Raw genomic sequence first — 26845 nt, 5'->3', positions numbered from 1 at the left:
GCGAACGCGCGTACGTCCCGGGAATGGGGCAAGTGATCGCCCGCGGTCGGGGCGGGGCAGGGACTTGTCCGTTATGAGCTGCGCCGCAACGCCCTGACGCCACGCAACCCGATGAGCCCTACAGCCGTCCCCAGAAGAAACGATGTGATCGCGAGCGTCAGGTGGACCCAGAAGTACGCGGTAGGGGAACCCGCGTCGTCGAAGGCCAGCCCGCTGCCGTCCTTCCAGAGATTTTTCACGAAAGTGGACCAGATGACCCAGCTCCACGCGCCGAAGGCGAGCAGGAACCACGACACGGGACGCGAGAGGGTCGCGGGGGTTCGGGGGGCCGCTTCCCCGGAAGACTTCACCATGGGTTTCAGTATGCGTTTCGGTTCTCGCACTGGTCCTATCGGGTCCTCGACAGACGCCCGCCGTGAGGCACCGTCCACGTTCACAGCGCGTGGAGGTACGTTCACCAGCGTGCCGACGACGACATCACATCCCCCGCGGTACTCCGCGCACCGCACGCGGTACTCCGCAGCGCGCACAGCACGCCGTTCCGCGACCCTGCTGGCGGCCGGCGCCTCGCTGCTGCTGCCGCTGGCGACCGCCGCCCCGGCCCTGGCCGCACCCCCCTCCCCCGCCGCCTCCGCGACCCCCGCGGCCGACGGCAAGGCCAAGCCGCCGAAGCGACCGCCCGCCAAGATGTCCACGGTGGGCGGCGAGCTGCTGGGCAGGCCCGGCGTCCAGGTGAAGCTGGGCCCGGGCGCGCCGGCCCTGCCCAGGGATCTCAGCGGGAACTCCTGGCTCATCGCCGACGCCGAGTCCGGCGACATCCTGGCCGCGAACAACGCGCACTGGGAGCTGCCGCCCGCCTCCACCCTGAAGATGCTCTTCGCCGACACGCTGCTGCCGAGGTTCTCCAAGAACCAGCAGCGCAAGGTGAAGCCGTCCGATCTCGAGGGCATGGGCGAGGGCAGCAGCCAGGTCGGGATGAAGGAGGGCCTGACCTACTCCGTCCACGACATGTGGATGGGCGTCTTCCTGAAGTCCGGCAACGACGCGGTGCACGTGCTGTCCGCGATGAACGGTGGCGTCCGACAGACTGTCAAGGACATGCAGGAGCACGCCGACGCGCTCCAGGCACGCGACACCCACGTCGTCACGCCCGACGGCTACGACGCGGACGACCAGGTCTCCAGCGCGTACGACCTCACGCTCTTCGCACGCTCAGGGCTGCAGAAGGCGGACTTCCGCGAGTACTGCTCGACGGCCAGGACGCGGTTCCCGGACGAGGACCACCCGGGCAAGTTCAAGGAGATCGTCAACACCAACCGCCTGCTCACCGGCCAGGGCATCGAGGCCTACAAGGGCATGGCGGGCGTGAAGAACGGCTCGACGACCAACGCCGGCAACACCTTCACCGGCGTCGCCCAGCACGACGGCAAGAAGCTGCTGGTCACGGTCATGAACCCGGAGATCAAGGAGCCCTACCAGGTCTACAAGGAGAGCGCGGCCCTCCTGAACTGGGGCTTCGAGGCGGCCGGCCACGTCAAGCCGGTCGGCGTGCTCGTGCCGCCCACAGCCGGCGCGAACAAGGCCGGCGGGGTCTCCGGGGGCGGCAACGCCGGCCAGAGCGCCCAGGCGGCGGTCACGGGCGGCGGAGGCGGCATGTGGACCGCGCTCGGCCTCACCGGCGCGGCGCTGGCCGTGCTGGCCGTGGCCGGCTACGTCGTCAACCGCCGCCACCCGCTGCCGCAGCGCGCCCAGCGGGTGGACCACCGCCGCCCCAAGGAGTGACGGCTACGACTCCCCACCGCGCCGCGCGGTCGGCGCCGAAGGGGCCTTCCCGGCCCCGTCGGTCGCCGTCCACGCGGCGCAGTAGAGCGTGAGCTTGGCCGTGAAGTTGATCCACAGCAGCAGGGCGATGGGCGTGCCGAACGCGCCGTACATGCTCTTCGCCGCCACGCCCTGCAGATAGCCGCTCAGCACGAGCTTGAGCACCTCGAAGCCGACCGCGCCTATCAGGGCGGCGATCACCAGCCGGCGCCGCCGGGGCCAGACGCCGGGCAGCCGCGAGAGCACGTAGAGCAGCATCAGGAAGTCGGCGAGGACGGCGATGCAGAAGCCGGCCGCCGTCAGCAGCCCGCCGACCCCGTCCAGCCCGGTCTTCTCGACCACCCAGCCCACGGCCGCCGACGCGAAGGCCGAGGAGCCCACCGACAGCAGCGCCACCCCGCCCAGGCCGATCAGGACCGCCGCGTCCTTGAGCTTGAGCAGGAAGACGTTGCCGGGGGCCTCCTCCACCTCCCACACCGCGCGCAGGCACTCGCGCAGCGAGCCCACCCAGCTCACGCCGGTGAACAGCAGCAGGGCGCCGGCGACGAGCCCGACGGTGCCCGCGTTCTCGGTGAAGCCGCGCAGGTCGAGGCCGGCGGAGACACCGGGCACCTGCTCGTTGACCTTCTTCTCCAGCTCCAGGGTCTGGCCCTCGCTGAGCAGGGCCGCGGCGACGGCCGCGCCGAGGGTCAGCAGGGGGAACAGCGCGATGAAACTCGTGAAGGTGATGGCCGCGGCCAGCCGGGTCCACTTCACCCGTTCGAGGGTCTCGTACGAGCGCCACGCGTGCGTGCGCATCGCCTTCGCGAGGGGCTCTCCGATCAAGGGGAGGCGCGTCAGCCAGTCCATGATCTACGGATACCCCATTTCCCGAGGGCCCGGGGGCGGCGCCCCCCGGGTTACGGGGAGGGCCGGGTCAGGGGGGAGACACCACTCTGACGGGGGACCTCGGGCGTCACGTCCGTCCCAAAGGGAAAGTCGCGCTCGAGGCGCCAGATACCGTCCTCTCCCTGCTCGTACAGCGCGAAGCCCTCGATCGTCCACGCCGCCTCGTAGTCCGCGAGCTCCTCGAAGGCCCGGTCCATGGCCTCCTCGGCGATGCCGTGCGCCACGGTGACGTGCGGGTGGTACGGGAACTGCAGCTCGCGGGCCACGGGCCCGGAGGCGTCCCGCACCCGCTTCTGCAGCCAGGCGCAGGCCGAGGAGCCCTCGACGACGTTGACGAAGACCACGGGCGACAGCGGGCGGAACGTGCCGGTCCCGGACAGGCGCATCCGGAAGGGCCGGCCGGCCGCCGCGACCTCGGCCAGGTGACGTTCGATCGCGGGCAGTGACGAGGCGTCCACCTCGGTGGGCGGCAGCAGGGTGACGTGCGTGGGAATGCCGTGGGCGTGCGGGTCTCCGAAGCCCTCGCGGCGCTTCTGGAGGAAGCTGCCGTACGGCTCCGGGACCGCGATCGAAACGCCGAGCGTTACGGTCCCCACTGCGTTCTCCCTCCTGTGCGCCTGTACGTCCCCGTGGTCAGTGTGACGGCTGCGCCGCACCCACTGCCAGGTCCCCTGGTCCCGCGCGGCCGGGACCATGGGCCCGACGTGCGCGGACGCATCCGAACCGTATCCGGATGGCTCAGTGCTTGGCGGGCAGGAAGCCCACCTTGTCGTACGCCTGGGCCAGCGTCTCGGCGGCGACGGCGCGGGCCTTCTCGGCGCCCTTGGCCAGGATCGAGTCCAGCGTCTCCGGGTCGTCGAGGTATTCCTGCGTACGGGAGCGGAAGGGGGTGACCCACTCGACCATGACCTCGGCGAGGTCGGTCTTGAGCGCGCCGTAGCCCTTGCCCTCGTACTTCTGCTCCAGCTCGGCGACGGTGGTGCCGGTGAGCGTGGAGTAGATGGTCAGGAGGTTGCTGACGCCCGGCTTGTGCTCGGCGTCGAAGCGGACGACCGTGTCGGTGTCGGTGACCGCGCTCTTGATCTTCTTCGCCGAGGCCTTGGGCTCGTCGAGCAGGTTGATCAGGCCCTTGGGGTTCGCCGCCGACTTGCTCATCTTCGCCGTCGGGTCCTGCAGGTCGTAGATCTTCGCCGTCTCGCGGACGATGTGGGCGGAGGGGATGGTGAAGGTGTCGCCGAAGCGGCCGTTGAAGCGCTCGGCGATGTCGCGCGTCAGCTCGACGTGCTGGCGCTGGTCCTCGCCCACCGGGACGGCGTTCGCCTGGTAGAGGAGGATGTCGGCGACCTGGAGGATCGGGTAGGTGAAGAGGCCGACCGTGGTCGCGCCCGCGCCCTGCTTGGCGGACTTGTCCTTGAACTGCGTCATCCGCGACGCCTCGCCGAACCCGGTGAGGCAGTTCATCACCCAGGCGAGCTGCGCGTGCTCGGGCACGTGGCTCTGGATGAACAGGGTGCAGCGCTCCGGGTCCAGGCCCGCGGCCAGCAGCTGCGCGGCGGCGACGCGGGTGTTGGCGCGCAGCTCCTTCGGATCCTGCGGCACCGTGATCGCGTGCAGGTCGACGACCATGTAGAAGGCGTCGTGGGTCTCCTGCAGGGCCACGTACTGACGGACGGCACCGAGGTAGTTCCCGAGGTGGAACGAGCCTGCGGTGGGCTGGATACCGGAGAGTGCGCGCGGGCGATCAAGGGCCATGCACACATTCTCTCAGGTGCGGAACCGGACTCGGGCCCGTGGTGCGAGTCGGGGTGTAGAAAGGCGTCAGCAGCATGCCCCGACACGAACGGAGCACACGTTGACCGCCACGGAACGCAGCATTTCCGCCGCCGACGAGCACAGCGCGCACAACTACCATCCGCTTCCGGTCGTGATCGCGACCGGCGAGGGCGCGTGGCTGACCGATGTCGAGGGACGCCGCTACCTCGACATGCTCGCCGGGTACTCGGCGCTGAACTTCGGCCACGGCAACCGCCGGCTGATCAACGCGGCCAAGCAGCAGCTGGACCGGGTGACCCTGACCTCGCGCGCCTTCCACCACGACCGCTTCGCGGAGTTCTGCGCCGCGCTGACGGAGCTGTGCGGCATGGAGATGGTGCTGCCGATGAACACCGGCGCGGAGGCGGTCGAGACGGCCGTGAAGACCGCCCGCAAGTGGGGCTACCGCGTCAAGGGCGTGCCGGACGGCCGGGCGAAGATCGTGGTGGCCGAGAACAACTTCCACGGCCGGACGACGACGATCGTCAGCTTCTCGACCGACCAGGAGGCCCGGGCGGACTTCGGCCCGTACACCCCCGGCTTCGAGATCGTCCCCTACGGCGACCTGGCGGCCCTGGAGGCCGCTGTGGACGACGACACGGTGGCCGTGCTGCTGGAGCCGATCCAGGGCGAGGCGGGCGTCCTCGTCCCGCCGGCGGGCTATCTGGCGGGCGTGCGGCGGCTGACGAGCGAGCGGAACGTCCTCTTCATCGCCGACGAGATCCAGTCCGGCCTGGGCCGCACCGGCAGAACGTTCGCGTGCGAGCACGAGGGCGTGGTCCCGGACATGTACGTGCTGGGCAAGGCTCTGGGCGGCGGGGTCGTGCCGGTGTCGGCGGTGGTCTCCTCCCGCGACGTCCTGGGCGTCTACCGCCCCGGCGAGCACGGCTCCACCTTCGGCGGCAACCCCCTGGCGTGTGCGGTGGCCCTGGAGGTCATCGCGATCCTCCGTTCGGGCGAATACCAGGAACGGGCCACGGAGCTGGGTGAGCACCTCCACCACGAGCTGGGCCTGATGACCGGTGCCGGCGCGGTCACGGCGGTCCGCGGCCGGGGCCTGTGGGCGGGCGTCGACATCGCCCCCGAGCACGGCACGGGCCGGGAGATCTCGGAGCGGCTGATGGAGCGCGGGGTGCTGGTCAAGGACACCCACGGCTCGACCATCCGGATCGCCCCGCCGCTGGTGATCGCCAAGGAGGACCTGGACTGGGGGCTGGACCAGCTGCGGGCGGTGCTGAGCGGCTGATCCACGACCCGGCCGGGTACCGCCCTGCCGGGTACCGCTCCGGCCCGTACGCACGGGCCGGGGCGGTGCCGGCTGCGGGGACTACGACCAGCGCTTCGCGGCGGTCCGCTCGCTGTTCTCGCACGCGTTGAGCCGGCGCTGGAGCGCGTCCGCCTGCGCGTTGGCGCGGCGGGCCGCCTCGGGCTCGCCCAGGTGCTTGAGCTTCTGGGCCTTGTTGCGCAGGGCGGAGATGTCGTGGCGCATCTCGGCCGGCTTGCAGGTCTTCGCGGGGGCCGCGGTGGCCGTCTGCGCGGGAAGGGCGGCGAACAGGGCCCCTCCGGCCAGCGCCGCGGTCAGGGCGATGGCGGAAATGCGTCGACGCATGGTGTCTCTCCAAGTCCCGGGCCGTAGCGGCCCGTCGAGCGCGGAGCGTAACGGAGGACCAGATTCCAGGGGACCGGGGCAAGCGGGGGCAGAACACGTGATATCCAGCCATCAACTTGCCGTGTCCTGCATCACTTTCAGACATCGCGGCTGAAAAACGACGATGGATGACGGCAGGCCGGAGTCCGGCAACTACGGGCCGTGGCCAGGGGCCTGACGTATGCACATACGCGTGTGCCGCGCCCCGAGGGGCGCGGCACACGCGTATGTCGACTTCCCTGCGGCTGCGTCTAGAGGGCGGAGCCGCCCGTGCGGCGGCGGCGCACGGCGAACACCGTGCCGGCGCCCAGCGCCACGGCCGCGCCGCCCACGACGGCGATCTGCGGGAGCGGGGAGGAGTTGCCGGTCTGGGCGAGAGTGACCGTCGAGGCGCTCTGGCCCTGGCTCTGGCCCGTGCCGGACGCGGTGGTGGTGGCGGCGGTCTGCGACGCGCCGGCCTTGGCCTTGGCCTCGCCCGCGGCCTTGGTGGGACGGGCGGAGGGGGCCGGGGAGGACTGGCCGTTGGCGGTGGAACCGCCCGTCTGGCCGGCCTTCTTGTCGTCCTTCTTGCTCTCGGAGGCGCCGTCCTTCTTGTCGCTGCCGGTTGCGGCGGCGGCCTTGGCGTCGGCGAGGGCCTTCTCGGCGGCGGTCTTGGCGGCGAGGGCCTTCTTGAGGTCGGTCTGCAGCCCGTCGTGGTGGCGGCTGGCAGCGATCAGCTCCTCGGTCAGCGCCTCGAACTCCGCCTTTTCCTTCGCGTCGGCGGCGGACTTGGCGGCGGCGGCCGAGGCGACGGCGGCCCGGGCCTCGGCGACGGTCTTCTGCGCGGCCGTCTTCTCCGCCTCAGTGGCGGTGGCGGGCAGGGCCGCGAGCGCCGCCTCGGCACCGGTCAGCGCCTTGTCCGCGGCGGTCTTGGCGGCCTCCGCGGCCTTGGCCTCCTGGTCGGCGGCGCGGACCTTCGCGCGGCCGGGGAAGCCGTCCTCCCTGAACTTCTTGTAGGAGGCGCGCTCGGCGGCGTAGGCCTCGTCGTACGCCTTCTTCGCCTCGGCGAGGGTCTTCTCGAGCTGCGCGACGGTGGGCTTGCTCTGCGCCTGGGACACCGGCGCGGTCTCCGCGAACGCGGGAGCGGCGGTCAGCAGGGCGGCGGGGACCGTCGCGGCGGCCACGGCGGCCGTGACCAGAGCATGGCGGATCTTCACAGGAGACCTCTCGGGTCCGAAAGAATTCAGGAGCAGCGCGTGTGATGGTCGCTCACAGAGCGCTACTCCGGTCATCGTATATTCGGCATAAAGTCCGGATAGCGATGGGTTGGCGCCCTAGAGGATCACATGGGGGATGAAGCGCGCGTACTCGTCCGTGACCAGTCCCGCCGACTCGCGGATGCCGAGGCCCGCGGCCTCGCCCTCGACCACCCAGGCGCCCAGGACCACGTGGTTGCCGTCGAAGTCGGGCAGCGGGGCGAGCTCTTGGTAGCAGCAGGGCTCGTCCCGGACGACGGGGTCGCCGCCCGGCGGGTGGAGGGTGACGCCCGCGCCCTCGCGGCCCAGCAGGGGCTTGGCCACATAGCCGGCGCCGCCCGCGGCGGCCAGTTCGCGCGGGCCGTCCAGATACGACGGCAGCAGGTTCGGGTGGCCCGGGTAGAGCTCCCACAGGATCGCCAGCAGCGCCTTGTTGGACAGCAGCATCTTCCACGCGGGCTCGATCCACAGCGTGGACCCCGTGCCGCCGCCGTTGTCGAGGGTCTCCAGGGCGCGCGGCCCGAAGTCGTCGTCGGCCAGCCACTCCCACGGGTAGAGCTTGAAGCAGGCCCGTATGAAGCGCAGTTTCTTGTCGACGAACCGGCCCGCGAGCCGGTCCCAGCCGATGTCCTCCATGGAGATGACGTCCGTGGCGAGCCCGGCCTGTTCGGCCGTCTCGCGCAGGTAGGCGACCGTCATCAGGTCCTCGCCCAGCTCGTCGCCGATGGAGTGCGCGAAGTGCACGGGCGCCCCGGGCGGCAGCAGGTGCGCCTGGCGCTTCCAGGCGTCGACCAGCCGCTCGTGCAGCGAGTTCCACTGATCGGCGTGCGGTACGTCCGCGAAGCGCTCCTCCATCCAGAACCACTGCGGACCGGCGGCCTCCACGAGGGAGGTGGGCGTGTCGGCGTTGTACTCCAGCATCTTCGCCGGGCCACCGCGCCCGTCGTAGCGCAGGTCGAAGCGCCCGTAGAGGGAGGGCAGTTCGGCGCGCCGGTGCCAGGACTCGGCGATGAGGGCCGCGAGGTGCGGGTCGGTGATGCCGAGGTCGGCGAAGCGGTCCTTCTCGACGATGTGCGCGGCCGCGGCCAGGCACATCTCGTGGAGTTCCTCGACGACCTCCTCCAGCGCCTCGATCTCGGGGAGGCCGAAGGAGTAGTACGCGCTCTCGTCCCAGTACGGGCGCAGCGAGCCGTCGGGGTGGCGGGCGAGCGGGTAGATGAGGCCCTGCTCCTCGACGGTGGCCTGCCAGTCCGGGCGCGGGGTGGTGCGGTGGCGCTGCATGGGCGCGGTCAGCCGCCGCTCGAGCCGGAGTGGCTCTTGGAGGAGGAGCAGCCGAAGCCGCCGCGGTCGACGGCCTTGGCCTTGTCGAAGGTGCCGGAGTTGGCGTGGGTGCCCTTGCCGGAGCTGTAGTACCAGGTGCCGGAAGAAGAACCGCCGCTACCGGTGGTGCTGCTGCCGTTGCCACCCTTTTTGCAGGCCTTGTTGTCGAGGACCTTGTAGCCCTTGCCGGCCTCGTAGCTGTTGCGGTCGACGCAGCGCTTGTCGGGCTCTGAGCCGCAGGACGTCAGGGCGGTGGCGAGAACGCCCATTCCGCCCAATATGACCGTGCTGGACCGCAAACGCCGTCGCGTTTTCTTTTCCATTTCTGACGCCCCCGTTGCGTTCGAAAGTTCATACACCCTAAACCGGGGGCTTCAAGATCAAGACCAGAGGGGGACGTCCGGTCGGCGTATATCAGGACACCGTCCCTCGCCCGTCCCGCAGCCGCTCGGCGAACGCCCGCGCGGCAGCCAGGTCCCCGGCGTTCGGCCGCTGCTTGTTGATACCGCCGACGGGCTTGAACGGCGCCCAGGTGTCGAACGCCCGGCACGAGAAGCGCCCGTCCACCGCGAAGCCCTTGCCTTCGAGGAGCTGGACCAGCGGGCGGGTGAAAGGCGCCAGCGGTATCTCGGGGAGCCCGCTGGTGGCGAACACGAACGCCCGGCCCCGCCCGGCGGGAAGTGCCTTGACGAATTCGGTCAGGCTCGGGTGGAGCCTGTGGTTGAAGACGCCCGAGCCGAATCCCACGAGCTCGGCGTCAGCCAGCTCCGCCGGGTCGGCCTGCTCGGGGGAGACGACCTTCGCACCCAGCACCTGGGCCATGCTGTCGGCGACACGACGCGTATTGCCGTGCGACACGGAGACGCACACGATGACGGCCTTCATCCTCATGATCCCTTCTCTCGCTTCCGCCGTATGGACACCGCGGCGGCGTCAGGCGTGACACCTTTCGTTCGAATGTGACGGCGGCCACGCCAGTAGCTCGCGGGTACGGGCGAGCAGGTCGTACTGCCGGCGCAGGCCGTCGCCCGACAGGTTGACGACGAAAGTGGTTGCACCCGCTCGAAGGTATTGATCGAGTCGCTCGGCCAGCTTCTCGGGCGGTCCGCTGACCACCAGGCGGGACGCCTGCTGCTCGGACAGCCCCTGTTCACCGGTCAGCGAGCGCAGAAAGCGAACCAGGCGCCGGTGATGCCGGCGGCTCTCCTCGGGATCGGTGCTCAGTGCGGCGAACACCGTGGTGCCGACCTCGGGTGTCCGCGTGCCCGCTTCGGCTGCCAGCGCCGCCAGTTCGGCCGCCTTCTCGCCCAGTTGTGCGGGTTCGAGCAGCGAGGCAAGCCATCCGACGCCGTGGTCGAGGACGCGCCGCAACGCGCGGTCGGACATGCCGCCCACCCACACCGGTGGCGCGGGAACGGCGGGCTCGAGCGTCATGACCGGCTCACCCGGCACGGTCAGCAACGCCGTCGGCCGACCCGCGAACAGGTCGGGCAACGCCCGCAGCACCTCCTCGGTCCGGCGCCCCCGCCCGGCGAACGGAACCCCGCCGACCTGCCAGTCCTCCGGGTGTACGCCCGCGCCGACCCCCAGGACCACGCGGTTCCCCGACAGGTACTGCAACGACGACAGCTGCTTCGCCGCCCACGCCTGCTGCCGCAGCGCCAGCTGCATGACCCCGAAGCCGATCCGCACGCGCTCGGTGACCGCGGCCGCCGCGCTCAGCGCGACCACGCTCTCCAGGAACGGGGTACGCGCACACAGGCGGTCGCCCGCCCACACCATGTCCAGCCCGACCTGCTCGGCGTGCCGGGCCAGGGAGGGTATCTCCCCCATGCCCTCATCGCCGCGCTCGCCGAAGGTCGGCAGACAGACACCAAGGTTGACCGGCATGTCGGGTCCTTTCCCGTGGGGGCGATGGGTGAGGCCGACCTTGCCCGCTCAACCGGGGTTGAGTTCAACTGGTCCGATGAACGATCCGGCTTCGATCCGGCGCGTCGCCGACCATTTCGATCTGCCCGTCTCGACGCTGCACTACTGGGAGCGCCGCGGACTCATCACGCCCCACCGACGCTTCGGCCATCGCTACTACGACGCCGATCAGATCTACCGGATCGCCCTGATCCGTCTGTGGCGAACCACCGGACAGATGTCCCTCAACGAGATCGCCGCGGTCCTTTCCGAGCACGCGGACACTGCCGACTGGCGCGACACCGTCACCGTTCGAATCGCCGCCATCGAAGCCCAGATGACCCAACTGGACACCGCACGCAGCTACCTGCGCGGCCTGCTCACATGCCCTCGCGACGATGCGCTCGAACACTGCGAGGGCTTCCGCGACCGGGTCGCCCTCCCGGCGGAGGATCAGCGGTGATGCACCGCGTTAGTCACGCGTGAGTCTGCCTGGCTGGACAGGGGAGGTCGGGAGCAGCACGATTGGGGGAGCAGGTCACGAGGGCGACGGAGTGGAAGACCGTGCCACCGAGGTAGTGGCCCAGGGATACGTCCCCTCCCCACGTGAGCCGCTCGACTGCAGCCTTCACCAAGAGAACAAGCCTGGCCACCACCCGGTCTTCTCGGAGGCGAAGCGGGGGGCGAACTCGGTGAGCTGGAGGCCGAGCCATTGACCGGCGTCCTTGGGCTCCTCCCATGTCCCCCGGATCATCGAGGGTGGTTTCATGAGCCAGTGCGCCGTCTGGATCGGCGGCACATCGGACGTCGGGAACACAGCGACAGCTTCCCGGTACCGGTCGACCACATCCTTCTCACTGCCCGCAGTCGGGATCTGGCCGGGCGGTCTGCGGATGCTCTCCTTGTCGAACGTCTTCTTCTCCCCCAGCCATGCGTAACCGTGCTGGTGCACTGCTGCTCCGTTCCATGGAATGGCGACGGCCCCGCCCGTCGACGCGAGGGGCAGGGCCGTCGGTTCAGGTGGGGCCGGTGGTTCAGGCGGACAGCGCGAAGCGCGCGGGGTCGATGCCCGCCGCGTTCAGCTCCGCCGTGGTGAAGCGCAGCGGCTCGGCCTCGGGGCGCTTGCTGTCGCCCATGGCCCACGCGTCCGGCCCGATCTTCGCGAGGGTCACGCACGCCTCGCCGTCCGGATGCGCGTTGCCGCCGCACGCCTTCGAGAACTCGGCTCCTTCGATGGGAAGCCCGTACAGGTCGGTCATCGTCGTGTCCTTCCTGATCTGCCTGACGGCCGTTGGAGGCCGTCCTCCGCCCGCAGCGGACGGAAGCTTTGAAGGTGGGCGCTACGATCTCGGCGTGGACCGTCTCGACCGTCACTGTCCTGTCGTCCCGAATGACGAAGGCATGGTTGGCGATGTCCTGCTGTGGCACCGACAGGGGAACGGTCCGGATGTCAATGTTGGGAAGGCGTGAGAGGGAAACGAGTCGGTCCAGTTGTTCCGCCATCCTGGCGGACGACACGATCCGCCACCGAAGCACGGACTCAGTAATGATGAAGTGAAGCTGCTTGGTCGAGTCGTAGAGCACCTGCTGACGGTCGATCCTCGCACTGATGGTGCGTGCGAGAACCTCCTCACCAAGGTTGTGCCGAGCAAGAATGGCTCGTATGTACTCGGGCGTCTGCAGCAGTCCCGGGACCAGGGCCGGCTGGAAGAGGCGCAGCACGGCCATCTGAGCCTCCAGCGATCTCGTCTGCTCCTGCGCCTTGTGCACCCCCATGCGGCGGATCAGGCGCCAAGCCGGGGCTTCCGTGGACGCCGCCCGGGCGACCTCCAGGTACTCGGCCTTGACCTCGTCCGAGACTCCGATGGCCGCAAGGATGCGCTCGACGTCCGCTGGGGACGGTGCGGCCTTCCCTGTTTCAATCTTGCTGAGCTTGCTCGTGGACATCACAGCGCTGCGGGCGACGGTCTTGGCTTCCTTTCCGGATGCCTGCCGAAGCGCCCGCAGCGCTGCCCCTAGCTGCCCTCTGTTCACGCGCCGACGTGCTCCTCCCACCAGGAAGAGAATGGCTCGGCGTGTGCAAGCGCTGTATCCCGGATGGTGACGAAGTCCTGTGCCCGGCTGTAGGGCATCGTCTCCCGCCCTGTGACGGCTCCCTGGTCGTCGTAATGCATGACGACTGCCGTCCTCTCATCAAAGAGCCAGAAGTCTTCCGTCCCTTCAAGCGGGTTGGGCTTGTCCGTTGTGTCGAGGATGAAGAACTCTTCTCCCCCGGTCGCATTCTTCCGGTACCCCCAGCCCAGTTCGAACCGCAGATACGGTGTGAGAGGGCGCGACAGAATGTGCACGCGGTAGACGCGCTTACCGAGGCCTGTGTGGGTCCGGAGCTCCGACACCCATGTTTCGTTGTAGTCGTCGGGCTGTGGCTGCCCGGAGAGGAAGGCTTCGTAGGCGTCCACGTTGCCCGACCCGCTGTAGTCGGCGAGAGTCTCCAGCCTGAAGGCTTCTCGCTCAAAGGTGTCGAACAGCTCCCCGAGAGTTTTAAGCGTCACGAAGGCCCTTCCGGATCAGGTCGAACACAAGCTGCATCGGGATCTCCACGAGGGTCTCGTGTGCCGGAAGCTCCAGCCCGTGGTCGGTGGGCGTCTCCCCCTGCACCAAGAGGGTGTCCCTGTCTGTGGCGTAGATGGTCGGGCAGTCCTTGATGTCGCACGTACTCACGAGCTTGGTGACCTTCACGTGGTTCCTCCCCAGGCTGCTCCGCCGTGTCCGGTTCGATGCTTCCGACCTCGCGGGGTGAGGCGCAAGAGGCTCCGGTTTCCGGAACGGGAAAGTGGGACGGGGGAGGTGATGGCCGCCGTCATGGGCATTCACCAGCGGATGGCGCACGCCTGATCTATTCGTCACCGTACGGGTGTTGGAGGCACGGAGTGGCCCCGTCCACGCATCCGTATCGCGTACGTTGCGGCGCATCGGGTTGCTTCGTACCGCATGCGAAGCGACCCCCGGCGGTGCTACGAACACCGGGCCGGGGGTCTGCACCCGCGAGAGGATCCGGCAGGACTCCCGCAAATGTTCCGGCATGCTATCGCGCCCACGCGCTTCTTCACCCAGATCTCGAACGACATCATCCGCCATCCCCGCCTGTCCTCGGACGCCAAATGCCTGCTGATGTGGCAGCTTTCGCTTCCGCCCGGCGCCGACGAACCGTTGTCCGAGTCCGCCCGGCGTGCCGGGATCAAGAAGACGGCGTTCGGCCGTGCCAAGGGTGAGCTGAAGGCGTAGGGCTACGTGCACGAGTGGCAGCGCTCGGGCCTCCGGGGGCGGTGGTTCACGACGCAGCTGGTGTCGAACGTCCCGCTGACCGAGGCGGAGGCGCTGGCGGTGCGGGACGGTCAGGAGAACCGGCCGCCGACGGTCGCCGTTCCGGCCGTCGGTGAGCCGACGTGTCGGGCGGTCGGCCGCTCCCAGGAAAAGACCGGGGCGAAGACTCCCCACCCTCCCCACCCGCTCACCGAGCGCGGCGCCGATGCGCTCGCGGCCGTGTCGCACAGCGAGCGGCGGCTGCGCCTGTCGGGGCGGGACATCCGGGCGCTCGCGCCGCTGGCGGCGACGTGGTTCGAGCGAGGGGCCACCCTCACGGACCTCCGCGAGGCCCTGACCTCGGGCCTTCCGGACACCGTCCACTCCCCCGCGGGCATCGCCCGCGACCGGCTCGTCCGCAAGATGCCGGATCCGCTCCCCGAGCCGGTGCCCCGCCCGAATCCGCTCCGCGACTGCTCGGGCGGCTGCGGCCGCACCCTCCGGCCGGTGGCGGACGAGACGGCCTGCCGCGACTGCCGCACGCAGCGCGCGGAGGCCGACGTCTCGGGGGCCGTCTCGGCCACCAAACGCGGCGCAGCCGCGGTCAGAGCGACTTTCGTGGGTGTCCGGACCGCCGCACCGAGCTGAGTTGAGGGCTGAGCCACCCGTTCGGGCGATCGGCCCGTGAAGTGGCCTCGCTGCGCGATCTGCGTCTCTAGCGTCCCAGCGGTGGAGGAGCCATATAAGGAGTGCGAGGAATCGCACCCTCATGCCGAGACCATTTACGACCGGACGTTCGAGGAGTCGCCGTGAGCATGGGACGCCACGCCTCGTGGAGGATCCCCGAGGAGCACCGGGTCGATCCGGCGTACATCGAAGCCGGCGACGCCATCGCGATGGGCCAGGCCGTGTACGACCGGCGCATGGCGCTGGGGATCGACCAGGTCGAGCTGGCCGAGCGGGCGGGGCTGAGCGTGGATGAGGTGGACCGGATCGAGGGCGGGGGAACCGCCCCCACGCTTCCGCTCCTGCGCGCCCTCGCAGTGGCCCTCGATGCGAAGCTCGACCTGTCCGTCGACACGGAAGAGACGCACGTTTCCTTCGTGCCGCACGCCGCCTGAGCGGCCCGCGCGTCAGCAGACCCGGCAGGTCGGCCCGTGCCGGACCGATTGTCAGTGGTACCCGGCATCATCATCGGCATGACTCAGAACGCGTCCGCATCGCCCCTGCGCGACCTCGCCCGCACGTATCTCCCCCTCGACGCCGCCGAGCGGTGGAACGGCCTGCTGCGGCCGGCCGTGCGCCTGGTGGCGGTGGCGGAGCCGGGGCCGGGCGATGTGGTGGTCGGCCGGCTCGGGGGGCTGCCCTTGCTGCCGGAGGATGTGGCGTGGCCGGTGTGGGAGGGGCACGGGCCGCTGTCGTTCGTCGCTTCCGTGGACTGTGCCGCGCTGCCGGCCGGTGCCCTGGACATAGCGCTGCCTGCCGACGGCACGCTGGCCTTCTTCTACTTCGACGGCCAGATCGACGACGGTGACGCCCTGGTGGAGGTGGGCGATCCCGGGTCCCAGGCGGGGGCCCGCGTGATCCACGTCCCCGCCGGGGTGCCGGTCGCCGAGCGCGCGCTGCCCGTGGTCGACGACGAGGACGTCGAGTTCGAGGCGTACCCCGAGGTGCCGCTCACCGCGCGCGTGGAGCTGACCGCGCCCGACGCCTGGCACCCGGACGTCATGGCGGCCCTCTCGCCCGGCGGTGTGGTGAAGGACAGCAGCAGCCACCCGAAGGAGGCCGAGGAGTTCCTCGAGAAGCTGTGGGAGCTCGACCGCGAGGCGGACCACCTCATCGGCGGCCACCCCAACCCGGTGCAGAACCCCGTGGAGTACGAGATCGCCCACGGCCTCCTGGGCAGGGACACCGACTGGCACGACCCGCGCGTCGCCGAGGAGGCGAAGCACTGGACGCTGCTCGCGCAGATCGACACCGACAGCGCCGCCGACATGATGTGGGGCGACACCGGCGCCCTCTACTGGCTCATACGCCCCCAGGACCTGGCCGAACTCCGCTTCGACCGCGCGATGTTCACGTGGCAGTGCTGCTGAGGACGTCCGTGCGGGCCGTGCCGCCGGGGCAGTGGGCGCAGCTCCGGCGGGTGGCCTGCTGGTAGGCGCGGGTGGCCGCGCCCAGGGCCAGGCCGTAGGCGGAGAAGCCGCCGTAGGCGACGGCCACGACCCAGCCGTCGATGGACTTCATCCCCTGGTCCACGACACCGGCCCACACGAGCGAGCCGTAGACGAGGAGGTAGACACCGAAGGGCGCCAGGGCGCCCGCGCCCGTCCAGCCGAGGCCCAGCAGCGGCCACCGGGGCAGCCGCCGCCCCCACGGCAGGGTCAGGGCGAGGGCGAGCAGCATGCCGATGAGCGCCAGCACGGCGGTGGTGTCGACGCCGTGGTCGTAGAGCCAGATCAGCGCGTCGCCGGCGTAGTACTCGTCCATGCCGGGCCGCTGCTTGTGGCCGTGGTAGCCCACGTGCGCGCCCAGCGCCCACGCCGTCTTGAGGGCCGTGTACGGGACGAGGGCCGCCACCGCCAGATATCCGGCTCGGGTGTGCCGCTCCACCGCGGCGCGCCGGCCGCGTCCGCCGCAGTGGCCGCAGACGCCGCGCCGGTGCCGCCGGTGGGCGAGGGCGGCGCAGCCCCACAGCACGGCGCCGAGCGTCGCCGCGCCCGAATTGGCCCAGCCGGCCCAGTCCATGGGCGGCTGGTTGCGCGAGACCAGGTCGAGGACGTGCGCGGGGCTGAAGAGGAATCCGAACCCCGACATGAGGGCCAGCAGGGCCACGCCCCAGGCGGCCGCCGGGGGCCATCTCGACGCCGGCCGCCGCAGCATGGCGCAGGCGAGCAGCGCCGCGAGCGCGTACGCGGCCGCCAGCGTCCACTCCGCGGCGGTGCCGCGCCACGTGCCGCCGACCGCGTAGCCGAACGCGAGGCCCGGGCACAGCGCCGCGATCACCGCCCCCGCCGCATAGCCGGCCGACCACACCAGTGCCGCCCGGCCCGCCCACGCGGGCCAGGTCGCCCTCATCGTCGCCATCCGCATACGGCCACCCTGGCCGCGGCGGCACCCGCGCACGTCGCGCCCGCGGCGTATCCCCCTCCGCCGCGCGGCGGAGCGGCGCCACAGGCCCGTCAGACCACGGGCCTCACTCGGCCGGGGGCAGCACGCTCAGCAGTGCCTCCAGGGCGCCGGGGAAAGCGTGGTCCGGCGGCGTGCCGTAGGCGACGGTCAGGCCGTCGCGGGCGGGGGCTGCCTGGGACGGCGGCGCCGCCGGGTGGCGGAAGCGGCTCAGGCCCTCCAGGGCCAGGCCCCGCCAGGCGGCGGCCTGGACGGTGGTGCGCTCGGTGCCCGGGGGGAGTTCGAGGACGGCGTGCAGCCCGGCCGCGATGCCGGTGACGCGGACGTGCGGGGCGTGCTCGGCGAGGGCGTCGACGAGTTGGTCGCGGCGGCGCCGGTAGCGCAGGCGCATGGCGCGCACGTGTCGGTCGTACGCTCCGGTTTCGATGAACTCGGCGAGGGTGAGCTGGTCGAGGGCGCTCAGGCCCCACTCCCCCGTGCGCTTGAGCTCCAGCACGTCGCCGAGCAGGTGCTCCGGAAGGACGAGCCAGGCCAGGCGCACCCCGGGGGCCAGGGCCTTGCTGGCCGTGCCGCAGTAGACGACGTGTTCGGGGGCCAGGTTCTGGAGCGCGCCCACGGGCTGCCGGTCGTAGCGGAACTCGCCGTCGTAGTCGTCCTCCACGATCAGCCCTCCGGTGCGCGACGCCCAGTCGACGGCCGCGGCACGGCGGTCGGGGTGCAGGGAAACGCCCGTGGGGAACTGATGGGCGGGGGTGAGGAGAGCGGCGCCCACAGCGCCGTCCCCCTCGCCGACCCCCGCCCCCTCCTCCATCCCGTCCAGCTCGCCGATCACCGCGCCGTACGCGTCCAGCGCCATGGGCACCGGCCGCAGGCCCGAGCGCTCCACGATCCCCTGGTGCACCCAGAGCCCGTACGACTCGACGCCCATCGCGCGCACTCCGCGCCGCCGCAGCACCTCGCCCAGCAGGGCGAGCCCCTGGGTGAACCCCGCGCACACCACGATCCGTTCGGGGTCGGCACGCACCCCGCGCGCCCGGGCGAGGTAGTCGGCGAGGGCCGCGCGCAGCTCCGGGCGCCCCCGCCCGTCGCCGTAGCCGAAGGCCTCGTGCGGGGCGGCGGCCATGGCGCGGCGGGCCGCGGAGAGCCAGGCGGCGCGCGGGAAGACGGACACGTCGGCGGCGCCGCAGCGCAGGTCGTGCAGGGGGCGCGCCGGCACGCGCGGCGGCGTGCTGCGCCGCTCTCCCGCCCGCCGGGGTGCGGGTGCACTGCGCTGTGCGACGCGCGTGCCCGAGCCCTGCCGGGCGGTGAGCCAGCCTTCGGCGACGAGCTCGCCGTAGGCCTCGGCGACGGTGTTGCGGGCCAGCCCGAGGTCCACGGCGAGGGAGCGCGACGACGGCAGCCGGACGCCCGGGGCCAGCCGCCCGGACCGCACGGCCTCGCGCAGGGCCCGCGTGAGCGCGGCCCGGACCCCTCGCCCGCCCTGCCCCGCGAGGTCCAGGTGCAGGTCGGCGCCGACCGCCGCCGCCATGTCCGCGGCCGTCGCGGTGCCGGCCCCCTCGCCCACCGGTGCGACCGCCGCAGCGTCCCCGTCCCCGTACGGGCCCGAAGTGGCCCACGTTCTTTCCATGGAAATGGACCATACTGCTGGGCTATCCCGGCCGTAGTGTCGACCGCATGACAACCGAAGCCACGCACCAGCACGGTCCCCGCATGCACTTCCACAAGCTCGCCCCCGAGGTCTCCAAGGCGATGTTCGCCCTGGAGAAGGCGTCCCGCCAGGGCCTCGACCCGGTCCTCATCGAGCTGGTCAAGCTCCGCGCCTCCCAGCTCAACCACTGCGCCTTCTGCCTCGACATGCACGCCAAGGACGCCCGCAAGGCGGGCGAGACCGAAGAGCGCATCTACCTCCTCAGCGCCTGGGAGGAGGCCGTCGGCTACTACACCGAGAAGGAGCGGGCCGCCCTCGCCCTCACCGAGGCCGTCACCGTCCTCACCGACGGCTTCGTGCCGGACGAGGTCTACGAGCGCGCCGCCCGCCACTTCCCCGAGCAGGAGCTGGCCCAGCTCCTCGCCATGATCATCACGATCAACGCCTGGAACCGCATCGGCGTGACCACCCGCCTCGCCCCGGGCGCCTACTCGGTCTGACACCCAGGACGCGGCCGGGTTCGTCACTTGGAGTGAAGCCCGTCCGTTCGCTGGAGGGCGCGGGCGGCCGCCCCCGACGATGGAGGCGATGTCCCCACCGCTGAATCAACCGCGCCGCCGCACCGTCCGCAACGCCTGCCTGACCGGCCTGGCCGTGCTGTGCGTGGCCGGCGGAATCTGGGCGTACGTGCCGGCCGACAAGGTCGTCGACGTCTTCGGACTGCTGGTGGCTGTCGCGGCGCTGGCGCTGGCGATCCTCGACCGCTTCCGCCCGCGGGGCGCCCCTGACGATCCGGGTGCGCTCGCGGACGACCTGGCCGGCACGGTCGAGGACCAGTGGTCGGAGGAGGCCGACGCCCGCAACCTCCGCGACCCCCGGGTCCTGCCGCTGAGCTGGTCGGCCAGCACCCGCGCGGTGGCCGACGCGCCCTCGCAGGTCGCCGGGACCACGGCGGGCCAGGTCGTACGGCTGCGGCTCGACGGCCGCCTGGACGGGCGGCTCGACCAGGCCGTCGCCCAGCTGGCCGAGGGATACGGGCGGGTGCACAGCGGACGGCTGGTCGTCCTCGGCGAACCGGGCGCCGGGAAGACGGTCCTGGCCATCCTGCTCGCCTTGGGCCTGCTCAAGGCGCGCGAGCCCGGCGGCCCGGTCCCGGTGCTGCTGGCCGCCTCGTCCTGGGACCCGGTGTGCGAGCCGCTGGACGAGTGGATCGTGCACACCTTGGCGTCCTCCCACTACAGCGGCCGCCGCGAGATCCCGCGCAGGCTCCTGGACCGCGGATTGCTGCTGCCGATCCTGGACGGGCTCGACGAGATCCCCGAGTCCGCGCGCCGCAGCGCCATCCGGGCGATCAACCGCGCGCTCGGCGGGGACCGTCCGATCGTGGTCACGTGCCGCTCGGCCGAGTACGAGGACGTGATCGAGGGCGGGGCGCCGGTGCTGCGCAGGGCGCCGGTCGTGGAGGTCGACCCGGTCGCGGTCGACGACGTCATCGCCTATCTCGGGGACATCGACTGGCCCGACGGCACCGACTGGAGCGAGGTCTTCGCCCACCTCCGCGAGCCCGCCAACGCGGCCGGCGCGGTGACGACGGCGCTGTCCACGCCCCTGATGGTGTCGCTGACGCGGCTGGTGTACGAGCGCGGGGGCGGCGACCCGGGCGCCCTGCTCGACGCGGCACGGTTCGACTGCCGGCACGCCGTCGAGGACGAGGTGCTGGGGCGGGTGATCGACGCCGCGTACGCACCGGAGCGGCTGCCCTCCGGCCATCCCGTGGAGGACGGCTCGCCGCGCTGGGCGCCGGACAAGGCCCGGCGGTGGCTCACCTACCTGGCCCAGTACCTCCACCAGCACCGCGAACGCGACCTGGCCTGGTGGCAGATGAGCCATCGCCTGCTCTCGCCCTGGGTCGCGCCGGGGATCGGCATCGGGGTCGGCGCGGTGCTGATGGTGGCGGTACTGGCGTGGGCGTCGGCTGCGGGCGAGCCCCGGCAGGGCCCGGAGGAAGCCCTTCTCTTCGGCGCCGTCGTCGGCAGCGGCTTCGCAGTCGTCGCCATTGTCATCTGGTACGCCACGTCCGGCCGTTCGCCCGGTCAGCTGTCCCTGGCGCTGCGGGGCTCCCTCGGCCGCCTGCGCCGGGGATTCGCCACCGGCTCGGTCCTCGCCGCGATCCCGGCGCTTCCCTTCATCACCGGCACCTACGTCTACACCTCGCTGGGCGGAAAGTGGTCCCTCGAGGACGACCTGTACTTCACGGTGCTCGTCTCGCTGTGCGCCGGACTGGCGGCGGTCCTCGGCCTCGCCATGGCCGCGCACAACTGGCTCGACGCCCCGCCGGCCCGGTCCACGCAGGCCAGCCCGCTCGCCTTCATCCGGCAGGACCGGCTGTCCTCGCTGGCGGGGGCCCTCGCGGCCGGCGTCGTGGTTGCCGCGACGCTCCTGCTGTCGCTGACCGTCGGCATGGCCCTGGGCTGCTTCGGGGTCCAGTTCTTCACGCGCTGGGCGCACTGGGACTGGGCCGGCAGCCCGACCCTCTCCAGCCTCGGCGCGGACAGTGACGAGTACATCACCGGCATGCTCTCCCGCTCGACGGCGGTGCGGGTCGGCCAGGCCTTCGTCCTTCCCGGTGTCGTCACCGCGCTCCTCGTCCTGCTCAGCAGGGCCTGGACGCGGTTCCTGATCACTCGCGGTCTGCTCGCCGTGCGGGGCCATCTGCCGTGGCGGCTGATGGGTTTCCTCTCCGACGCCCGCGACCGGGGGCTGCTGCGGCAGTCCGGCGGCTCGTACCAGTTCCGGCACATCCGTCTGCAGGAGCAACTCGCCAGGAACGCCCCTGCGTCCACGGCGAACGCGGCGGGTGAGCACCCCGCTCCCGCGGCCACCACCACACGCCGGAAGGTCCTGGTCGGGGCTTCGGCGATCGCCACCGCCGGTGTCCTGGCCCGCGGGGCGGCGGCACTGCCGGCGGACCGATCACTGGCCGTGCTCTCCGACGTCGAACCCCCCGATGACGTGATGAAATCCGTGGTCTTCAGCCACGACGGCCGCACCGTCGCCACGGTCGACGGCAAGGGAACCATCAGGCTCCACAGCCGACGCACCGCACGCGTCACCGCCAGCATCCGCCCCGGCCGGGCGGTGGACGTCCAGAGCGTGACCTTCAGCCCCGATGACCGGCGCCTTGTCGTCAACTGCCAGACCCAGCAGAGCAGTCGGCGAAGCGTGAGCCTGTGGAGGGCCGCCGACGGCCGCAGCGCCGGAACGGTCGGCTTCTCTCCCCTCGGGTACGGGGCGACCAGCGGCAACGGACGCGTCGTGGCGATTGCCGACTCCGACCGGTCGATCACCCTCTGGGACGTGCGTGAGGACCGGCGGGCCCAAGGACCACGAAGCGGCACGAAGGAGACGGGCACCGGCACGTTCACCGCTTGCGCGCTCTCCTACGGGGGGCGCTACCTCGCGGTCGCCAACGACGACGGCACGGTCTGCCTTTGGGACGGCGAGGCCGGGCACCTCATCGGACATGCCAAAATGTCGGGCTCCATCGACATCGTGACCGTCAGCCAGACAGGCACGGTCATCATCGAGGAGACCATCGACACTCCGGATTCCACCCGCAGCGTCTGGCACGTCCGGGACCACGCAATGCGGCCGGTCAAGACGTTCGAGGCACCTGACTACTGGACGCTCAGCGGTGACGGAGGCGTGCTGGCCAAGAGCATCTACCTCGGTCATGAGGACTTTGCGATCGAGGTACGGGAAACCACCCCGTACCGGCTGCGGCGACGGTTCCGCGCCTTCACGGACACCCTGGCGCTCAGCCACGACGGCAGTGTGCTCGCCACCGCCGACGGCATGGACGTCGTCGAGCTGTGGGACACCCGCACCGGTGGTCGTCGCGGCGACCCTCTCGTCGGTCACCGGCAGAGGGTAACCAGCGCGGCCTTCACCGAAGACGGTGAATACCTGGCCACCCACAGCGCCGACGGCACCGTCCGCATCTGGGCCGTGCCCCCGCCGAAGCCGCGTACACGCCCCCTCAAGGACCGGTGACGGCCCCCCCTTCACCCGCTACCGCAGCCAGCCCTTCCAGACGTCCGGGTGACGCTTCACCCACCGCTTCGCGGCCTCGTCCGCGGACAGCTTGTCCTCGGCGATCATCTGGGCGACCTCGTTCTGGTCGTCCTTCGTCCAGCGGAAGTTCTTCAGGAACCGGGCCGCCTTCCCGCCCTTGTGCGCGAAGTCGGTGTTGAGGAACTTCTTCAGCGGCGTCGTCGGGTACGCGCAGTCGAACGTCGACGGGTCCTCCGCGCCCTTCGTCGCGCACGCCTCCGTGTACTCGGGCAGCTTGACCTCGACCATCGGGACCTGGTTGAAGAGCCACTGGGGCTCGTACCAGTAGGTCAGGAAGGGCTTCTTGTCCTTGGCGAACTGCTTGAGCTGTGTGATCTGGGCGGCCTCCGAGCCGGCGAAGACGACCTGGTAGTCGAGCTTCAGGTTGTTCACCAGCGCCTTGTCGTTGGTGACGTAGGACGGGGAGCCGTCCAGGAGCTGGCCCTTGCTGCCGCTCTCGGGGGTGCGCAGCTGGGAGGCGTACTTGTTGAGGTTGCGCCAGTCCAGGACGTCGGGGTGGGCGTCGGCGAAGTACTTGGGGACCCACCAGCCGATGTGGCCGGTGACCCCGAGCTCGCCGGCGTCGGTGACGGTCTTCTTGTCCGCGACGTAGCGCTTCTCCTGGTCCGGGTGGCCCCAGTCCTCGAGGATCGCGTCGACGCGGCCCTGGCTGAGGGCGTCCCACGCCGGTACCTCGTCCACCTGGACGGTGTCGACGCGGTACCCCAGCTCGTGCTCCAGCAGGTACTGGGCGACGGACGTGTTCGCCCGCGCGCCGACCCACGACTGCACGGACAGCGTGACGGTCTTGCCGTCGCCCGCCGCGTTGGCGTACGGGGAGGACTGCTTGGTCATGTCGGCCGCCCCGCAGCCCGTGGCGGTCGCCAGCAGGCCTGCGGCGGCCAGAACGGTCAGTGCCTTGCGCGTCATGTCAGTTCGCCTCCTTCGCCTTCGTCGGCTGTGTCACCCGGTCGAGCATCAGCCCCAGACAGGCGATGGCCGTGCCGGCCATCAGGCCCGTGGCCAGGTCGCCCTGGGCGAGGCCGAAGACGACCTCGTAGCCGAGCGCGCCGCCGCCGACGAGGGCGCCGATGATGACGACCGACAGCACCAGCACCACGGCCTGGTTCACGGCCAGCAGCAACTCGGCGCGGGCCAGCGGGAACTGGACCTGGCGCAGCTGCTGGCCGCCCGTCGCGCCCAGCGAGCGGGCGGACTCCAGGGCCGCGGGGTCGGCCTGGCGCAGGCCCTGGCTGACGATGCGGACGACGGCGGGCAGCGCGTAGACGATCGCGGCCGCGGCGGCCGGGGCGCGGCCGATGCCGAAGAGGGCGACGACCGGGATCAGGTACACGAACTGCGGCATGGTCTGGCAGACGTCCAGGACGGGCCGCAGCAGCCGCTCCACGCGGGGGCTGCGGGCCGCGACGACCGCGACGGCGAAGCCCAGCACGAGGGTGACGGCGACGGCCGCCAGCACCTGCGAGAGGGTGTCCATGGCGGGCTCCCAGCGGCCCAGCACACCGATGGCGGCCAGGGAGAGCACGGCGGTCAGGGCCGTGCGCCAGGTGCCGATGAGCCAGGCCAGGGCGGCGACGATCGCCAGGGCGCCCCACCAGGGGAGGGCCTGGAGGCCGTCGCGCAGCGGGTCGAGGACCCAGCCGGTGTAGTGGGCGGCCCAGTCGGCGGTGCCGCCGATGCCGGGGATGCCGGAGTAGAGGTGGTCGACGATCCAGTCCTTGGCGGTGTTGACGGGGCCTGCGATGGCCACCGTCCAGGTGTCCGGCCACGTCGTGCCGGCGATGCGGCCCAGGGCTACGGTCGCGGCAATGGCGGCTGCCCATGTGGTGGCCGTTCGGGTGCGGGTCCGCTTCCGGTCGTGCCCACCCGTTCCGCCCTGCGGAACGCCTGCCCACGACCCGCGTCCAGCGGTGATGCGGTCCAGGACTATCGCCAGGAGGACGATCGGGATGCCTGCTGCCAGGGCGCTGCCCACGTCTACCGTCGACAGGGCCTGGTAGACGCGGTCGCCCAGGCCGTCGGCGCCGATGACGGAGGCGATGACGGCCATGGACAGGGCCATCATGATGGTCTGGTTGACGCCGAGCAGCAGCTCGCGCCGGGCCAGCGGCAGTCGTGCCGTCAGCAGTCGCTGGCGGCCGGTGGCGCCGAGGGAGTCGACGGCCTCCAGGACGCCCTTGTCCGTGCCGCGCAGGCCGAGGGCGGTGAGCCGGGCCATCGGCGGGGCGGCGTAGACGACGGTGGCCAGGACGGCCGGGGCCACGCCGATACCGAAGACGAGGACGACGGGCAGCAGGTAGGCGAAGGCCGGCAGGGCCTGCATCGTGTCCAGGACCGGGCGCATCGCGCGGAACATGCGGTCGGACAGGCCGCCCGCGAGGCCGAGCAGGGCGCCCACGACGACCGACGCCGCGACGGCGACGATCATCAGCGCGAGGGTGCGCATGGTCGGTACCCACATGCCCAGTGCGCCGCACACGGCGAACGAGGCCAGTGCCGTGCCGGCCGCGCGCACGCCCGCCAGCCGCCAGGCCAGCAGGGAGGCGCCCGCGGTGACGCCCGCCCAGCCGAGGGCGAGCAGCACCACGTACACGCCGCGCACCGCGGAGATGATCGCGTCGCTGATGTGGCCGAAGAAGTACAGGAACAACCAGTGGCTGTCGCGGTTGTCGATGATCCAGTCGTTGGCCTTGCCGAGCGGGCCGTCCAGGCCGACCGTGAGCTCCGAGGGCCATGCGCCGCCGCCCCAGTGGGCGGTGGCGAACGGCGCCAGGGCGGCGGTGACCGCGCCGAGCAGCAGGAGCTTGCGGGCGGCCGGGCGGCGCAGGGCCATGCGCAGCGCGCCCGGCGGAGCGGCCGCCTGTGCGGGGGCGGGGGTGGTGACGGTGCTCATGCGACGGCCTTCTTGAGGGGCTGCACCCGGTCCAGGCCGGCGACGATGCCCAGCAGGCTCTTGAAGTCGACGATGCCCAGGCACCGCCCGGCGTCGACCACGCGGGCCGGGCCGCCGGTGCGGGCCACGGCCTCGATGGCGTCGGCGACGGTGGTGGCGGGGGTGAGGGCGGGGCCGTCCTGGGCCTCGCCGGAGGTGCGGACGGGGCGCATGGCGCGGCGCACGGTCAGGACCTGCTCCCGGGGCACGTCCCGCACGAAGTCGCGTACGTAGTCGTCGGCCGGGGAGCCGACGATCTCCTCGGGGGTGCCGCACTGCACGACCCGGCCGCCGCGCATCAGCGCGATGCGGTCGCCGACGCGCAGCGCCTCGCTCAGGTCGTGGGTGATGAAGACCATGGTGCGGCCCTCGTCGCGGTGCAGGCGGACGACCTCCTCCTGCATGTCGCGGCGGATGAGCGGGTCGAGGGCGCTGAACGGCTCGTCGAACAGCAGGACTTCGGGGTCGGCGGCGAGGGCGCGGGCCAGGCCGACGCGCTGCTGCTGGCCGCCGGAGAGCTGGGCGGGGCGGCGGTCCTCCATGCCGGCCAGGCCCACCTTCTCGACCATCGCGGCGGCCGTGGCGCGGCGCTCGGCCTTGCCGACGCCCTGGATCTCCAGGCCGTAGGCGACGTTGTCGAGGACGGTGCGGTGCGGGAGCAGCCCGAAGTGCTGGAAGACCATGGCGGCGCGGTGGCGGCGCAGCTCGCGCAGGGCGTTCTTGTCCATGCCGCACACGTCCTCGCCGTCGATGGCGACGGTGCCGCTGGTGGGCTCGATCAGGCGGGTCAGGCAGCGTACGAGCGTGGACTTTCCGGAGCCGGACAGGCCCATGACCACGAAGCACTCGCCCTTGCGGACGTCGAAGGAGACGTCGCGCACGGCGACCGTGCAGCCGGTGCGTTCGCGCAGTTCCTCGGTGGTGAGGTCGGCCAGCGCGCCGCCCGGGACGCGCTCGGCCTTCGGCCCGAAGACCTTCCACAGGTTGCGGACGGAGAAGACGGGCGCGGCGGGAGCGGAGGGGGCCCCGGTGGGCTCGGTCGCGGTGTTCGTATCGACGGCAGGCAT

The 26845-nt window shown here is 71.5% G+C and carries 27 protein-coding genes and 2 pseudogenes; 9 read left to right on the top strand and 20 right to left on the bottom strand.

The window, feature by feature from the left end:
• Positions 1–71 precede the first annotated feature (71 nt).
• Positions 72–353, bottom strand: a complete 282-nt coding sequence (locus AB0G59_RS21885) for a hypothetical protein (RefSeq protein WP_360913996.1) — start codon at positions 351–353, stop codon at positions 72–74.
• On the opposite strand from AB0G59_RS21885, the gene AB0G59_RS21880 reads away from it, so the two are divergent.
• A complete protein-coding gene (locus AB0G59_RS21880; protein ID WP_360913994.1) occupies positions 253–1782 on the top strand; it encodes a D-alanyl-D-alanine carboxypeptidase in 1530 nt (509 codons plus the stop codon). The two genes, AB0G59_RS21885 and AB0G59_RS21880, sit on opposite strands and share 101 nt — an antisense overlap.
• A gap of 3 nt (positions 1783–1785) precedes the next feature.
• Here AB0G59_RS21880 and AB0G59_RS21875 read toward each other — a convergent pair whose 3' ends face one another.
• The 3 genes from AB0G59_RS21875 to trpS form a co-directional block, all read right to left on the bottom strand.
• Positions 1786–2670 carry a YihY/virulence factor BrkB family protein gene (locus AB0G59_RS21875; protein WP_360913992.1) on the bottom strand — a complete coding sequence of 295 codons (885 nt, stop codon included), beginning with the start codon at positions 2668–2670 and terminating at the stop codon, positions 1786–1788.
• A 50-nt stretch (positions 2671–2720) separates the two neighbouring features.
• A complete protein-coding gene (locus AB0G59_RS21870; protein WP_071962166.1) occupies positions 2721–3305 on the bottom strand; it encodes a 2'-5' RNA ligase family protein in 585 nt (194 codons plus the stop codon).
• Positions 3306–3447: 142 nt separating this feature from the next.
• Positions 3448–4461, bottom strand: a complete 1014-nt coding sequence (trpS, locus tag AB0G59_RS21865) for a tryptophan--tRNA ligase (RefSeq protein WP_360913989.1) — start codon at positions 4459–4461, stop codon at positions 3448–3450.
• Between the two features lie 100 nt (positions 4462–4561).
• Here trpS and rocD point away from each other — a divergent pair, with 100 nt between their 5' ends.
• A complete protein-coding gene (rocD, locus tag AB0G59_RS21860; protein WP_360913987.1) occupies positions 4562–5767 on the top strand; it encodes an ornithine--oxo-acid transaminase in 1206 nt (401 codons plus the stop codon).
• 81 nt (positions 5768–5848) lie between these two features.
• Here rocD and AB0G59_RS21855 read toward each other — a convergent pair whose 3' ends face one another.
• The 6 genes from AB0G59_RS21855 to AB0G59_RS21830 all read right to left on the bottom strand — a co-directional run bounded on the left by AB0G59_RS21855 (position 5849) and on the right by AB0G59_RS21830 (position 10614).
• Positions 5849–6130 carry a hypothetical protein gene (locus AB0G59_RS21855; protein ID WP_360913985.1) on the bottom strand — a complete coding sequence of 94 codons (282 nt, stop codon included), beginning with the start codon at positions 6128–6130 and terminating at the stop codon, positions 5849–5851.
• A 290-nt stretch (positions 6131–6420) separates the two neighbouring features.
• Positions 6421–7365 (bottom strand): LPXTG cell wall anchor domain-containing protein, encoded by a 945-nt coding sequence (locus AB0G59_RS21850; RefSeq protein ID WP_360913984.1) that lies wholly within the window; start codon positions 7363–7365, stop codon positions 6421–6423.
• Positions 7366–7482: 117 nt separating this feature from the next.
• Entirely contained in the window at positions 7483–8685 is a 1203-nt protein-coding gene (locus AB0G59_RS21845) for a glutathionylspermidine synthase family protein (RefSeq protein WP_360913982.1), read from the bottom strand.
• Between the two features lie 8 nt (positions 8686–8693).
• On the bottom strand, positions 8694–8993 hold the full coding sequence (locus tag AB0G59_RS21840) for a hypothetical protein (protein ID WP_360913980.1): 300 nt from the start codon (positions 8991–8993) through the stop codon (positions 8694–8696).
• Between the two features lie 145 nt (positions 8994–9138).
• Complete coding sequence (locus AB0G59_RS21835; RefSeq protein ID WP_360913978.1) at positions 9139–9615, bottom strand: flavodoxin family protein; 477 nt, start codon at positions 9613–9615, stop codon at positions 9139–9141.
• A 42-nt stretch (positions 9616–9657) separates the two neighbouring features.
• The gene (locus tag AB0G59_RS21830) at positions 9658–10614 is read right to left on the bottom strand and encodes an LLM class flavin-dependent oxidoreductase (RefSeq protein WP_360913976.1); all 957 of its coding nucleotides are present in this window, start codon (positions 10612–10614) and stop codon (positions 9658–9660) included.
• A 76-nt stretch (positions 10615–10690) separates the two neighbouring features.
• On the opposite strand from AB0G59_RS21830, the gene AB0G59_RS21825 reads away from it, so the two are divergent.
• The gene (locus AB0G59_RS21825) at positions 10691–11095 is read left to right on the top strand and encodes a MerR family transcriptional regulator (RefSeq protein WP_360913974.1); all 405 of its coding nucleotides are present in this window, start codon (positions 10691–10693) and stop codon (positions 11093–11095) included.
• 13 nt (positions 11096–11108) lie between these two features.
• On the opposite strand, the pseudogene AB0G59_RS21820 reads toward AB0G59_RS21825, so the two are convergent.
• From AB0G59_RS21820 to AB0G59_RS21800, 5 genes and pseudogenes are all read right to left on the bottom strand, one after another.
• Positions 11109–11584, bottom strand: a pseudogene (locus AB0G59_RS21820) (hypothetical protein).
• 82 nt (positions 11585–11666) lie between these two features.
• Positions 11667–11891, bottom strand: coding sequence for a DUF397 domain-containing protein (locus AB0G59_RS21815; protein ID WP_360913972.1), 225 nt, complete (start codon positions 11889–11891; stop codon positions 11667–11669).
• Between the two features lie 82 nt (positions 11892–11973).
• Positions 11974–12666: pseudogene (locus AB0G59_RS21810) on the bottom strand (helix-turn-helix transcriptional regulator); the annotation flags it as partial.
• Positions 12663–13184 carry a DUF6879 family protein gene (locus AB0G59_RS21805; RefSeq protein ID WP_360913970.1) on the bottom strand — a complete coding sequence of 174 codons (522 nt, stop codon included), beginning with the start codon at positions 13182–13184 and terminating at the stop codon, positions 12663–12665. The pseudogene AB0G59_RS21810 and the gene AB0G59_RS21805, both read right to left, overlap by 4 nt.
• Positions 13174–13371, bottom strand: a complete 198-nt coding sequence (locus AB0G59_RS21800) for a hypothetical protein (protein WP_360913968.1) — start codon at positions 13369–13371, stop codon at positions 13174–13176. The genes AB0G59_RS21805 and AB0G59_RS21800 overlap by 11 nt, the downstream gene beginning before the upstream one ends.
• A 333-nt stretch (positions 13372–13704) precedes the next feature.
• On the opposite strand from AB0G59_RS21800, the gene AB0G59_RS21795 reads away from it, so the two are divergent.
• The 4 genes from AB0G59_RS21795 (at position 13705) to AB0G59_RS21780 (ending at position 16031) form a co-directional block, all read left to right on the top strand.
• Positions 13705–13917 carry a hypothetical protein gene (locus AB0G59_RS21795; RefSeq protein WP_360913966.1) on the top strand — a complete coding sequence of 71 codons (213 nt, stop codon included), beginning with the start codon at positions 13705–13707 and terminating at the stop codon, positions 13915–13917.
• Positions 13918–13923: 6 nt separating this feature from the next.
• Complete coding sequence (locus AB0G59_RS21790; protein WP_360913965.1) at positions 13924–14583, top strand: hypothetical protein; 660 nt, start codon at positions 13924–13926, stop codon at positions 14581–14583.
• A gap of 167 nt (positions 14584–14750) precedes the next feature.
• Complete coding sequence (locus AB0G59_RS21785) at positions 14751–15056, top strand: helix-turn-helix transcriptional regulator (protein WP_360914139.1); 306 nt, start codon at positions 14751–14753, stop codon at positions 15054–15056.
• Between the two features lie 78 nt (positions 15057–15134).
• The gene (locus AB0G59_RS21780) at positions 15135–16031 is read left to right on the top strand and encodes a YwqG family protein (protein ID WP_360913963.1); all 897 of its coding nucleotides are present in this window, start codon (positions 15135–15137) and stop codon (positions 16029–16031) included.
• On the opposite strand, the gene AB0G59_RS21775 is transcribed toward AB0G59_RS21780, so the two are convergent.
• Complete coding sequence (locus AB0G59_RS21775; protein ID WP_360913961.1) at positions 16012–17022, bottom strand: hypothetical protein; 1011 nt, start codon at positions 17020–17022, stop codon at positions 16012–16014. The genes AB0G59_RS21780 and AB0G59_RS21775 overlap by 20 nt on opposite strands.
• 109 nt (positions 17023–17131) lie before the next feature.
• Entirely contained in the window at positions 17132–18592 is a 1461-nt protein-coding gene (locus AB0G59_RS21770) for a PLP-dependent aminotransferase family protein (RefSeq protein WP_360914136.1), read from the bottom strand.
• A gap of 146 nt (positions 18593–18738) precedes the next feature.
• On the opposite strand from AB0G59_RS21770, the gene AB0G59_RS21765 reads away from it, so the two are divergent.
• Together AB0G59_RS21765 and AB0G59_RS21760 are read left to right on the top strand one after the other, a co-directional pair.
• Entirely contained in the window at positions 18739–19212 is a 474-nt protein-coding gene (locus AB0G59_RS21765; protein WP_071965732.1) for a carboxymuconolactone decarboxylase family protein, read from the top strand.
• Positions 19213–19300: 88 nt separating this feature from the next.
• Positions 19301–22765 (top strand): hypothetical protein, encoded by a 3465-nt coding sequence (locus AB0G59_RS21760; protein WP_360913959.1) that lies wholly within the window; start codon positions 19301–19303, stop codon positions 22763–22765.
• Positions 22766–22783: 18 nt separating this feature from the next.
• On the opposite strand, the gene AB0G59_RS21755 is transcribed toward AB0G59_RS21760, so the two are convergent.
• From AB0G59_RS21755 to AB0G59_RS21745, 3 genes are read right to left on the bottom strand one after another with little or no spacing between them, the layout of a single operon-like run.
• Positions 22784–23755, bottom strand: coding sequence for an ABC transporter substrate-binding protein (locus AB0G59_RS21755; protein ID WP_071965734.1), 972 nt, complete (start codon positions 23753–23755; stop codon positions 22784–22786).
• Position 23756: 1 nt separating this feature from the next.
• Complete coding sequence (locus tag AB0G59_RS21750) at positions 23757–25739, bottom strand: ABC transporter permease subunit (RefSeq protein ID WP_360913958.1); 1983 nt, start codon at positions 25737–25739, stop codon at positions 23757–23759.
• Positions 25736–26845, bottom strand: a complete 1110-nt coding sequence (locus AB0G59_RS21745; RefSeq protein ID WP_360913956.1) for a glycine betaine/L-proline ABC transporter ATP-binding protein — start codon at positions 26843–26845, stop codon at positions 25736–25738. The genes AB0G59_RS21750 and AB0G59_RS21745 overlap by 4 nt, the downstream gene beginning before the upstream one ends.

Origin of the sequence: Streptomyces sp. NPDC021096 (genome assembly GCF_040641275.1) — a bacterium.
Taxonomy (GTDB): domain Bacteria; phylum Actinomycetota; class Actinomycetes; order Streptomycetales; family Streptomycetaceae; genus Streptomyces.
This window is presented reverse-complemented; position numbering and strand designations above follow the sequence as displayed.